The sequence below is a fragment of the Paenibacillus sp. CFBP 13594 genome, from assembly GCF_014842675.1.
Taxonomy (GTDB): Bacteria; Bacillota; Bacilli; order Paenibacillales; family Paenibacillaceae; genus Paenibacillus; species Paenibacillus amylolyticus_B.
This window is the reverse complement of the sequence record NZ_JACYVQ010000001.1, coordinates 1440145-1452800: the sequence shown is the minus strand read 5'-3', so window position 1 is coordinate 1452800 and position 12656 is coordinate 1440145. Positions and strand designations below refer to the sequence as shown.

Sequence of the window (12656 nt, the reverse complement as noted above, 5' to 3'; positions counted from 1 at the left end):
TCTTCCTTGGATAAGATTTCATTAACGGCAATGAAGCAAGTCCAATAAGCGGTTCAAGACAGGAGAAGATCAGCGTGACACAACCAGAAGGAAAGAAAGCCAAGAATAGTACCAGGGCCAAGAAGGTACGAAATATTATACTTAAAATACTAGGAGCAATCTTAATTGCCATTGTTCTATTTCTGGGTATTGTTTATATCACAAATGTAATCAGCAGTAATTCTGAGGCGAAAAAGATCGAGTCTTACGGTCAGCATGTATCTGTAGACGGGAAAAATATGAATGTGCTCATTCAGGGTGAAGGCAAGGAAACGATTGTGCTTCTGCCCGGTTATGGAACAGCAACACCAGTGCTTGATTTCAAATTGCTTATTGATGAATTATCTCCATATTACAAAGTGGTTGCTGTTGAGCCATTCGGTTATGGATTAAGTGATGAAACTGAAAAAGAAAGAACCACAGAGAATATCGTAAGTGAAATTCATGAAGCTCTGCAACAACTGGATATTCAGCATTACATGCTCATGGGTCACTCCATTGCGGGCATTTACGGCATTGATTATGTGAACAAATATCCGAATGAGGTAACTGCTTTTGTCGGTATTGATAGCAGTGTATCCACCCAACCAAGTATTACAGATGCAAAGTTCCCATTAAAAACATTCGCTTTCCTCAGAAATACAGGTCTCTTAAGATTAATGATGAAAGTGGGTGCAGACCCCTATGAGGGACTTGCGTTCGATGAACAGACGGTTGAGCAAATGAGAATGATCTCGAATAAAAACATGTATAATCCCACGTCATTAAACGAGATGGAACATATTTATTCCAATTTTAAAGGTGCACAAGGTTTAAGCTTCCCTAAAGATCTTCCACTTCTTCTCTTTGTACAAGCGAATAATGAAGGTGTAGAAGGATGGATACCGCTGCATGAAGGGCAGATCAAAGATTCGGTACATGGGAAAGTGATTACAATGGATGGTTCACATTATTTACATCACACTCAATTCAAAAAAATTGCTGAAGACTTTAGAGCTTTTATGAACGAAGCGAAGTAATTATGGTGTAGACGTACACTCTTTAACTTAACAAGGTGCATGAACGAATATGAGAAACCGTCCTGAGAGGCTGTTTTTCCATAATACGATAAATTTGGCCGTTGCCGTGATGAGAGAGAGGAATTCAAATGAGATTATTTGAGATACTGTTAGTTCTATCCTGTTTCGCTTTACTCGTAGACCTACTATTTATGAAAAGAAGTGCAAAGAAAGTAGGCTTGGGTTTGGGTATAGGAAGTAGCGTTATATTATTAGTTCAATTGTTTGTTGAGGGATACAGATGGCAGTTGCTTTTGGTATATATCATGACGGCTCTATTCATAATCATCGTTTTATTCAGACATTCCGAAAAGATGATGAATCTTAAAATAGGGAAGTTCTTGAAATATAGTTTATCTTCCTTAATCGTTATTCTGCTGGTTGGTTCTACTGCCTTGTCTGCATACTTACCTGTCTTTAATTTGCCGAAGCCGGATGGTCCAGAGAAAGTGGGTACTCAAACCTTTCATTTTACAGATCAGAACAGAGATGAAGTCTTCACTGAAGATCAAAGTGATAAGAGGGAACTCATGGTTCAAGTTTGGTACCCTACTGAAAATAGGAATAATATCAAGCGTGACACGCTATTTCCAAAAGATAAAGAGAGGTTCAAAAAGTATATTCAGAGCTTCTCTGCTTCTTTAAAACTGCCCGAATTTGTGCTCGACTACTGGAAGTATAGTCAAACCAACTCTTATGAAAATGTAGAAATATTACCTTCTACAAGTCCTTATCCCTTGGTACTGCTATCTCATGGCATGGGAACCAGTAGAGTTCTACAAGCATCACAGGCGGAGAATCTGGCCAGTCATGGGTTTATCGTGGTCACCATCGATCATACGTATAGCACCTTTGCTACCCTTTTTCCAGATGGCCGTGTAACGGACTATAAAAAAAGTACGACTACACTAGATGAACGTACAAAAACAGGGGATATATGGACGAAAGACGTGGAATTTGTAATCGATCAAATCGAAAAGCTGAATTCAGGTGCAATCGAAAGTCAATTTAAAGGGAAGATCGATCTAGATCACATCGGCGCGATGGGGCATTCTTTTGGGGGTGCAACTGCGTTTAATGCAACGTATTTAGATCAGAGAATCAAGGCCGGGGTTAATATGGATGGGTCACTATATGAAGTGGAAAATAGAGATGATATAAACAAGCCGTTTATGTTCATCCGATCGGGAAGTTTTGAAGACTGGTTAGCCAATTTTGAAGCGGATAGAAATTCCGATGATGAAGTAACTAAATTTCTTTCAGATGAGCTGCACATTATGAAAAATGTTATTAATCATGGGGGAAATGTGATTTATATAGAAGGAACCCAGCACTTCAATTTCACGGACCTTCAGTTCTATTCGGAACTGGTTAAACTGTCCGGGATCACAGGAGACATCAATGGTAAAAGAGGATCAAACATCGTAAATCAATATGTACTCGATTTCTTTAACAAGCAGCTGAAAGGAACGGGTGGAGATCTGATTCAGGGACCGAGCGACATGTATCCAGAAGTGAAATTTATAGATCCTAAGGAACTTTAAACGACCAAAACACTTAAAATTCAGGAGATGATGTGAATGGGACGACAAAAGAGAAAACGCACTTCAATCGCCGTGTTCACTATGGCATTAATGATGTTAGCTCCAATGTCTGCAATGGCCGCGCCTGCTACAAGTAGCAGTGATTTTACGTATGAACCAACCAAGAAAACGGTGATGGAGAAAGCCGAGTTACTCACCGAGAAACATGGAATTACAAGCCTGCAATATGCCCTTATCGATGGTGGCGAGATTGTGGTGTCCGGTCAGACGGGTAAAAACGATAAAAACAACAAGGTACCTCTTACGTCGGATACGATCTATGGCATAGGATCAACGAGTAAAATGTTCCTCACAGCTTCTGTAATGAAGTTAGTTGACGAAGGCAAGGTGGATTTGGATCTGCCTGTTGTGAACTATATACCTGATTTTCAGATGAAAGATCATCGCTACAAACAAATCACACCACGCATGCTGTTGAATCATTCTTCCGGTCTGCTGGGCAGCACGGGCAGCAATGCCACATTGTACGGGGATAATGATACGTACTCACATGATACGTTTCTAGAGCAATTGGCGAGTCAAAACCTGAAGGCAGATCCCGGAGCGTTCTCGGTGTATAGTAACGATGGGTTTACGTTATCCGAGATTATGGTTGAACGTGTTAGCGGCATGAGTTTTACAGCTTTTATACACCAATATATTACGGAACCTTTGGACATGAAACATACCAAAACACCACAGGATGTGGTTGACACGGCAGCAATGGCGGGAATCTATTCTCCTATGTATGAGGGTCAGCTTCCACAAGAGAATTATAATGTTATCGCTACTGGCGGCATATATTCTACCGCTGAAGATCTTGCGAAGTTTTCACAAATCTTCACGGGAGAGGTCCAAGGCATTCTTACCGATAAGTCTGTAGAAGCCATGGCGCAAGAAGAGTACAAAAAAGGCATGTGGCCAGAGGATGGGGATACGTCTATATCTTATGGTTTAGGGTGGGATAGTGTAAATCTGTACCCATTCAGTGAATATGGTATCAAGGCAGTAACAAAAGGTGGAGATACCATATCATATCATTCATCATTAGTCGTACTGCCGGAATACAATCTGGCTGCAGCCGTTACCTCATCAGGTGGGACAAGTGCCAAAGATCAGTTCATTGCGAGTGAATTATTACTCAGCGCACTTGAGGAAAAGGGGATTATTACAGAACGGAAACCGGAAAAATCGTTTGGTGTGCCTGTGAAGGCAGATATACCTAAAGAAATAGCCACGAATGCAGGTATATATGGAGGCAATAATTCGGTTAAGAAGATCGAAATGAATACTGCTGGACAAATGACTGTATCCACACCCGCAGCTCCAAGTGATTCGGCTCAAAAATACACCTATGCAGCGGATGGTACTTTTGTTAACGATGAGGGCACGGAAAAGTTGAAATTTGTTAAGGAGAAGAATGGAAGGACTTATCTGTGGTATCGATCTTATATATCCTTACCAGGACTTGGACAATTGGCTTTCTCCGAATATAAAATGGAGAAACTGGGAGCCAATGAATTATCCCAGGATATTACGGCCTCATGGGAGCAGCGTGAAGGTAAAAAATATTACCTGGTGAATGAGAAATATACATCAACGGTTTATCTCAATTCGACACCAATTCTCCCGATTCATTTGGACAAAGAGACCCCGGGATATATATCCAATATTAAGATTATTGGAGCAAACGAAGCAGTCACGGAGCTGCAAATCCCTGGCCTGGCTGGACGTGATACAAAGGAGATTTATTTTGCTGAAAAGAACGGAGTAGAGTACATTACAGCCGTTGGTAGCATATACGCCAGTGAGAAAATGGTACAACCACTCTATTCGGGTAAACAATCTCTAGTAACGATTCAAGCAGATGGATATGCCAGATGGTATTCGATACCAGCAACGGTGAAAGGAAAAGTCATGACGGTTAAAATGCCTGCAACTGGCGCCTTTGCTGTATATGATCAGAAGGGTATTTGTATTAATCACACCGTAGTCAGCGGTAAGAATGAGGTTGTTTTACCAGAAAACGGCCGCATTGTATTTGCAGGTGACGTGGATTCCACATTTGAAATTTCATTAAAATAGATGAATTATAGTAAGGTAGCATGTTTAATGAAACTAAGAAGGCAGCCGATCAAAGTAATCGGCTGCCTTTGTTATATGGGAGCAGCGGGACTTGTTAATGGGATTATGCAAAGAAGAAGATGTATTTATAGTAGAACAGAGTGATTTCAACCAATGAGGTAGCATGATTTAGAATTCTTCGCTCTTGCTCAACTGAAGAATTATTCTTTTTTAGGAGAGTGGAAACGATGCCTACGATATTAGTTGCTGACGACGATGCGAACATTCGCAAACTCGTCTGTTTATTTTTGCGCAACGACGGATTTACAACCATCAACGCCGTAGACGGAAAGGAGGCCCTGGCTATCTATACCTCCACGCCAGTCGATTTGGTTATTCTTGATATTATGATGCCAGTCATGGACGGTTGGGCATTATGCGAGGAACTTCGAAGAGCCAATCCGGATCTTCCGTTACTCATGTTGACGGCAAGAAACGAGACCTGGGAGAAAGTACAAGCATTTCAGCTCGGGACAGATGACTATATGACGAAGCCATTCGATCCGCTTGAGTTGATGGCTCGCGTCAAGGCACTGTTGAAACGATACCGTATAGGTTTAACGCAGACCATCCAATTAGGAAACGTTATTCTGAACCGGCAGACTTATAAGGTCATGAGGGGTGCAGAGTCGTTCACCTTGCCGCTTAAAGAGTTCGAATTATTGTATAAACTTGCTGGATTACCGGGACAAGTCTATACGCGGGAGCAATTAATCGATCAAGTTTGGGGAATTAATTATACTGGCGATGATCGAACGATAGACGTGCATATTAAACGTCTACGCGAACGTTTTGCCGATATCTCCGATTTTCGTATCGAAACGGTACGGGGACTTGGTTACCGGCTAGAGGTGCAGGAGTGACCGGCTCCCTCTATACACGTGTAGTCCTGACCTTTCTGGTCTCCGTGATCGGGGGCACAATCCTTTCTTTTCTTGCTACAACCTGGATGTTTCAAGATAAATTAAACGAAAACTTACAAGGCTCCTTGCTTGACTTTGGCCAGGATATCGTCCGCATCTACGAGACATTGCCTCTACGCGAAGCAGAAATGTTTATAAGTGAAATGAAACAACTTAACTCTTACCACATTCGAATCTATAAAGCTACGGGTCAGTTTCAATCCTACGGAGAACTTAAAGAACAACATCCTTTCCCGGTGACGACGGAACAAGTAAAGAAAGTGCTGGATGGGGAAAGGCTCCAAGTTAATGGAATCGATACGATCTTCTTGGGATTGCCGATAAAAACTGAAATGGGAAGCATAGCAATGTTTGTAGAGCCCCTCACTTCCTCTTCCACCTCATTTCTTATCAAGTTTGTTGTAACCTTTTTGATTTGTTCCTTGTTAGCAGGAAGCCTATTGATACTAATTGCGGCTATTTTTCTGGTAAGACCGATCAAAAAATTGACAGAAGCGACCCGGCTTATAGCTGCTGGAGATTTCAACGTCAAACTTAATATTAAACAAAAGGGTGAGATAGGTACTTTGGCTCGCAGCTTTGAAGAGATGATGCACGATTTACAGCAGCTTGAGCAGATGCGCAGGGAATTCGTAGCAAACGTGTCCCATGAAGTTCAGTCTCCGCTTACTTCCATTTCCGGTTTTGCTATAGCGCTCAAGCAGGTAGACCTCCCGGATGACGAAAGAAGCGAATATCTCGACATTATCATCACTGAAACTGCACGAATGTCCAAAATAAGTGATAGTCTGCTAAAGCTGAGTTTGCTTGAATCTCAATCATTGCAAATGCGGCTCGCCACGCTCAGTCTGGATGAACAGATCAGACGAGTAATTGTTGCTATTCAACCCCAATGGTCGGCCCGTAACATTCAGATCGATCTTGATTTGCAGCCCACCCAAATCACGGCCGATTATGACCAGTTAAATCAGGTGTGGATCAATATCTTCGGCAATGCCATCAAATTTTCCGAAGATGGTGCCCGAATTAACGTCACGATCAAACAGAATATCAAGAACGTGGCGATCCGCATATCGGATTCGGGTATTGGTATTCTCCCGGAAGACCAAAAGCGTATATTTGACCGATTCTTTAAAGCTGATCGTTCCCACAGTCAGAAATATGAAGGAAGCGGTATGGGACTAGCTATTGTAAAGCAGATCGTCTCGCTTCATCAAGGGGACATCCGGGTGGAGAGCGAATATGGACGAGGAACGACCTTCATCGTCATCTTGCCAATCACAACACCCACAGAGTGATTGGATTTCATGCCTTCACTAGGCTATGACACCCTGTATAAACCTCCTTGCGTATGATGATGCAAACTTTTTTTGCCTGTTCATCCTCCGTTCATGTTGCAGTCATTAGGGGGACATCTTGGTTTGTTATATTGTCTTTAGCGCCCACGTTATGGTGGCTTAACACAATGATGAAGACAGGAGTAGATGCAAGAATGAAACCAAGAGAGGTAACAAAACTGAAGATGAGTGTGAGGAGAGCAAGAAAGAGAAATACTATAGCTGCTGTGACTCTCATGCTGACGATACTTGCCCCAATGTCTGCAATGGCCGCACCGGCTGCCATGAATAACAGCATTAACCTTACGTATGAGACAACAAAGAAAACCGTAATCGAAAAAGCTAAGTTGCTGACTGAAACGTACGGTACGACGAGTCTGCAATATGCGCTCATTGATGGTGGAGAGATTACGGTGTCCGGTCAAACGGGCAAGAACGATCTAAACGACAAGGTACCTCTTACTTCGAACACAATCTATGGCATTGGTTCAACCAGTAAAATGATGCTTACAGCCGCTGTAATGAAGCTGGTTGATGAAGGCAAGATCGATTTGGATGTGCCTGTTGTGAACTATATGCCTGATTTTACAATGAAAGATAAACGATACAAACAGATTACACCCCGTATGTTGCTGAATCATTCGGCCGGGCTTTTCGGAACCTCTGTCGGTAGTGCTATACTGTATGGGGACAATGATACCTATGCACATGATACCTTTTTGGATCAATTGGCGACCCAGAATCTGATGGCAAAGCCAGGTGCGTATTCGGTGTACTCTAACGATGGATTTACATTAGCTGAAATTCTGGTTGAGAGAGTCACTGGTATGAGCTTTACGGCATTTATACACAAAAATTTTACAGAGCCTCTGAAAATGAATCATACCAAAACACCACAGGATATAGTTAATACGGGAGAAATGGCGGGAATCTACTCTCCTGTGTATAAGGGGCAGCTTCCACGCGAGAATTATAATATCATAGCTTCAGGAGGCTTATATTCCACCGCTAAGGATCTGGTGAAATTTTCGCAAATCTTCACAGGAGAGGTCAAAGGGATTCTTTCCAACAAGTCGGTAGAAGCCATGGAGCAAAAAGAATACAGAAGAGGCATGTGGGCAGAGGATAGTGATTCTTCTATGTCTTACGGATTAGGGTGGGATAGTGTGGACTTGTTCCCATTCAGTGACTACGGCATCAAGGCTGTTACGAAAGGTGGAGATACGTTATCTTATCATTCTTCACTCGTCGTACTTCCGGAATACAACATGGCTGCAGCCGTGATCTCTTCAGGCGGAGCAAGCATAACCAATCAATTCATTGCGAGTGAGTTATTACTTAGCGCACTTGAAGAAAAGGGCATTATTAAAGAACGGAAACCGGAAAAATCATTTGGTGTACCTGTGAAGGCTGATATGCCTAAAGAAATCTCCAAGTTTGCAGGGAATTATGGTGGCAATAATTCAGTTACGAAGATCAAAATAAATAAGGCAGGACAAATGACGCTCTCCTCTCTTACGGCTCCAAGTAATCCGGTTCAAGAATACACCTATACATCAGATGGTACTTTTGTGAGTGATGATGGTACAGAAAAGTTGAAATTCGTTGTGGAGAAAAATGGGAATACCTACCTGTGGTCTCGATCTTATATCTCCGTTCCAGGACTCGGACAGGTGGCTCTCTCAGAATATAATGCGGAGAAGCTCAAAGCCAATACATTACCCAAGGAGATTAACGCTGCATGGGCAAAGCGTGATGGTAAAAAATATTATCTGGTGAATGCGAAATACACATCCATGCTCTATCTTAATGCTACATCGATCCTGCCTATTCAATTGAATAAAGAGAATCCAGGGTATATGTCCAATAATAAAATTATTGGAGCAGGCGAAGCAGCCAATCAATTGCAGATTCCGGGTAGTGCCGGACGAGAACCGATGGACATTCATTTCTCCAAAAAGAACGGAGGAGAGTATCTTACATTTTCAGGTTATGTATTCGCCAGTGAGGGATTGGTAAAACCAATCTATTCCGGTAAACAATCCGCAACAACCATTCAAGCAGATGGATATGCCAAATGGTTTTCGGTACCCGCTACTGCGAAAGGAAAAGTCATGACAGTGAAGTTACCTGCAAAAGGAGCCTTTGCTATCTATGATCAGAACGGAATTTGTATTAATCACAGCGTGGTTAGCGGTAAGAATGTTGTTGTTTTACCCGAAAACGGCCGTATTGTATTTGCTGGTGAGGCTGGTTCTCTATTTGAAATTTCACTAAAAAAGTAAGATGAATGGAGTTTCAAACAGTTCGACAACAATCTAACTCAACAGGAGAGAACCATCATGATGAAAAAAATATTAATCATTTTGCTCAAAATACTCGGTGCGATCGTTATCGCTTTTGCATTATTTATTGCCACTGTCTTTATTGTTAATGCAGTTAGCAACAAATCGGAGGAAGGGAAGATAAAACCTTATGGCCAGTTTGTAGCGGTTGACGGCAAAAACATGAATGTGTTGATTCAAGGAAAAGGCAAAGAAACGGTGGTATTGCTTCCTGGGTATGGAACACCCGCCCCAGCCCTTGATTTCAAACCGCTCATCGATGAGCTATCTCCATTTTACAAAGTCGTTGTCATTGAACCTTTCGGTTATGGATTAAGTGACATTACTGAAAAAGAGCGTACTACGGAAAATATGGTTAGTGAAATTCATGAAGCGTTACAGCAACTTGGTATTCAACGTTACACGCTCATGGCTCACTCCATTTCAGGGATATACGGACTGGATTATGTGAACAAATATGCAAACGAAGTAACTTCCTTTGTCGGCATCGAGAGCAGTGTCCCAACGCAGGGAGGTAACGATGATCCATTCCCAACCGGAACGTACAAACTGCTTAAAAAATCAGGATTCTACCGTTTGTTAATGAAACTGGCCCCTGATCAACTGATTGCACCCGATGTTGATGATGAAACCAGAGAGCAAATTCGAATCCTTTCACTCAAAAATACGTTTAATCCGAATAACCTGAATGAAGGCGAAAACTTTGGCCCTAATTTCAAAGCAACTGAGAACCTGTCTTTCCCCAAAGATCTTCCGTTGATTTTCTTCTTACAAGCGAATGATACTGAAACGGAAGGATGGATACCCTTGCATGAAGAGCAAGTCAAAGATTCAGTGCATGGAAAAGTGATGACTTTCGAGGGAGATCATTATTTGCATCACACCCGATCCAAAGAAATGGTTCAAGAATATAGGAAGTTTATGAGTGAAATAGAGTAGAGTGTGTCAACAAAAGAAGCCGCGAAATCGCGGCTTTTTTTTCTATTGAAAGAGTTGATGAGCATCCATGCGTAGTTACTTTATTGGAAAATTAAGGTTGACACTCTTTATCACCACGTATACAATCGTATACATGAATGCGCTGTATACATATGTATACACGCAATGGAGGTGGCAGGATGAGAGATCGACAGATCGAAGAATCGGATGGAAGTGTACGTCAAGGCGAACGTCCGAGACGTGATGTGAGTGACAGCGAGCAACGTGGAGAGCGTTCCAGACGTGGCAGAGGACATGGTGAACAACAGGGAAAACGGGGCCATGGTGCGCAAACATTCCGTCGCGGCCGGATTCTCGTATTTCTGGAACAGATGCAGAATCGAAGAACAACGCTCGCCAGACAACTTGGTCAGGAGGAGTACGAACATATTCGCCCGATAATCAGTGGGGAGTTGAAAGCCATTGATCAGGTCATCGATGAGTATGTCCATCTTTTCGAACTGCAAAATGAAGATGTAATTCCCAATAAGAACCTGGAGAGTGAGAGTGAATAAGTATGATTCGTCGTTTTTTCTCGTATTATCGTCCTTATAAAAAACTGTTTTTGATTGATTTTGGATGTGCTGTACTCGCAGGTCTTCTGGAGTTGGCTTTCCCCCTTGCCGTCAGTAAATTCATTAATGAGTTGTTGCCAGGTCAGGATTGGCCTCTTATTTTGCTTGCCTGTATTGTGCTGTTATCCATCTATGCACTTAATACGGTATTGAACTATGTCGTTACATACTGGGGACATATGCTGGGCATTAACATTGAGACCAACATGCGTGAGAAGATGTTCGCTCACTTGCAGAAGCTGTCTTTCCGGTTCTTCGATAATCGCAAAACGGGTCATTTAATTGGTCATCTCACGAATGATCTGAACGATATCGGCGAGGTTGCTCACCATGGACCTGAAGATGTGTTTATTGCAGTGATGACATTAATCGGATCATTCTGGCTGATGGCTAACATTAATCTTGAGCTTGCGCTGCTTACCTTTATCATTATCCCTATTATGGCTTGGGTCATTATCGTATTTGGAGGCCGTATGACGAAGACGTATCGAAGACTCTTCGGAGACGTCGGCAATTTCAATGCGCGCATTGAGGACAATGTCGGTGGCATGCGTGTTGTGCAATCGTTCGCCAACGAAGAACACGAGAAAGAGCTTTTTGCTGTAGATAATCAGAATTTCCGTAAAACCAAGCTGCTTGCCTACAAAACGATGGCAAAAAGTATCTCGGTCAGTTATATGATGATGCGACTGGTTACGGTATTTGTCATGATCAGCGGGGCTTGGTTTTATATTGACGGCAGAATTAATATGGGTGATTTTATGGCCTTCCTGCTGTTGTCGAATATCTTCTTCCGTCCTATCGAGAAGATTAACGCAGTCATCGAAAGTTATCCGAAGGGCATCGCTGGTTTTAAGCGTTATCTGGAGATCATTGATACAGAACCTGAAATTGCTGATAACAAAAACGCCGTGGAATTCGAAAGTGTGAAGGGTGATATTCGTTTTGAGAACGTCTCGTTTGGATATGAATCCAGTCGGCGTATTTTAAATGATATCAGTCTGACTGTTCGACCAGGGGAAACCGTTGCTTTTGTTGGTCCGTCAGGTGCAGGTAAGACAACCATTTGTAGCCTGCTTCCGCGATTCTATGAGGTAGAAGAGGGACGGATCACTGTAGATGGTGTGGACATTCGGGATGTTAAGCTTCAATCGTTGCGTAAGCATATCGGAATCGTTCAACAGGATGTATTTTTGTTCTCGGGTACCATTAAGGAGAATATTGCTTATGGTGACCTGAGTGCAACGGACGAACAGATCTGGGATGCCGCTCGCCGTGCCTCATTGGAGGAATTGATTCTTACGTTGCCGGACGGTATGGATACGGTCATTGGTGAGCGTGGAGTCAAGCTATCCGGAGGACAGAAGCAACGGTTATCCATTGCGCGTATGTTCTTGAAAAATCCACCCATTCTTATTCTGGATGAGGCAACATCTGCACTGGATACGGAAACGGAAGCACTTATTCAGCAATCACTCGCTGAATTGTCGGTGGGTAGAACGACACTTGTGATTGCACACCGATTGACAACGATCAAGAATGCGGATCGAATTATCGTAGTGAACACAGATGGCATCGCTGAACAGGGCAATCATGAGGAACTGGTCGCCGCTGGAGGTATATATAGCCGTCTTCATCAGGTGCAATACAGCCACTCTTAATCCATATAAAATGAACAAAAAAATATTTACACT

9 protein-coding genes are annotated in these 12656 nt (G+C 42.5%); all 9 read left to right on the top strand.

Annotated elements, in window-relative coordinates; translation table 11 throughout:
* The first annotated feature begins 74 nt into the window (after positions 1-74).
* Positions 75-1058: an alpha/beta hydrolase gene (locus IFU39_RS06460; protein ID WP_105598617.1), complete on the top strand. Its 984-nt coding sequence runs from the start codon at positions 75-77 to the stop codon at positions 1056-1058.
* A 128-nt stretch (positions 1059-1186) separates the two neighbouring features.
* On the top strand, positions 1187-2641 hold the full coding sequence (locus tag IFU39_RS06455) for an alpha/beta hydrolase family protein (protein ID WP_105598618.1): 1455 nt from the start codon (positions 1187-1189) through the stop codon (positions 2639-2641).
* Between the two features lie 36 nt (positions 2642-2677).
* The gene (locus IFU39_RS06450) at positions 2678-4765 is read left to right on the top strand and encodes a serine hydrolase domain-containing protein (protein ID WP_105598619.1); all 2088 of its coding nucleotides are present in this window, start codon (positions 2678-2680) and stop codon (positions 4763-4765) included.
* Between the two features lie 227 nt (positions 4766-4992).
* On the top strand, positions 4993-5667 hold the full coding sequence (locus IFU39_RS06445; RefSeq protein ID WP_105598620.1) for a response regulator transcription factor: 675 nt from the start codon (positions 4993-4995) through the stop codon (positions 5665-5667).
* On the top strand, positions 5664-7025 hold the full coding sequence (locus tag IFU39_RS06440; protein ID WP_105598621.1) for a sensor histidine kinase: 1362 nt from the start codon (positions 5664-5666) through the stop codon (positions 7023-7025). The genes IFU39_RS06445 and IFU39_RS06440 overlap by 4 nt, the downstream gene beginning before the upstream one ends.
* Positions 7026-7219: 194 nt before the next feature.
* On the top strand, positions 7220-9349 hold the full coding sequence (locus IFU39_RS06435) for a serine hydrolase domain-containing protein (protein ID WP_105598622.1): 2130 nt from the start codon (positions 7220-7222) through the stop codon (positions 9347-9349).
* A 57-nt stretch (positions 9350-9406) separates the two neighbouring features.
* Complete coding sequence (locus tag IFU39_RS06430; RefSeq protein WP_105598623.1) at positions 9407-10348, top strand: alpha/beta hydrolase; 942 nt, start codon at positions 9407-9409, stop codon at positions 10346-10348.
* Positions 10349-10527: 179 nt separating this feature from the next.
* Positions 10528-10902, top strand: coding sequence for a hypothetical protein (locus tag IFU39_RS06425; protein ID WP_149846609.1), 375 nt, complete (start codon positions 10528-10530; stop codon positions 10900-10902).
* Positions 10903-10904: 2 nt separating this feature from the next.
* Complete coding sequence (locus IFU39_RS06420; protein WP_091016502.1) at positions 10905-12623, top strand: ABC transporter ATP-binding protein; 1719 nt, start codon at positions 10905-10907, stop codon at positions 12621-12623.
* The last annotated feature ends 33 nt before the right edge of the window (positions 12624-12656 follow it).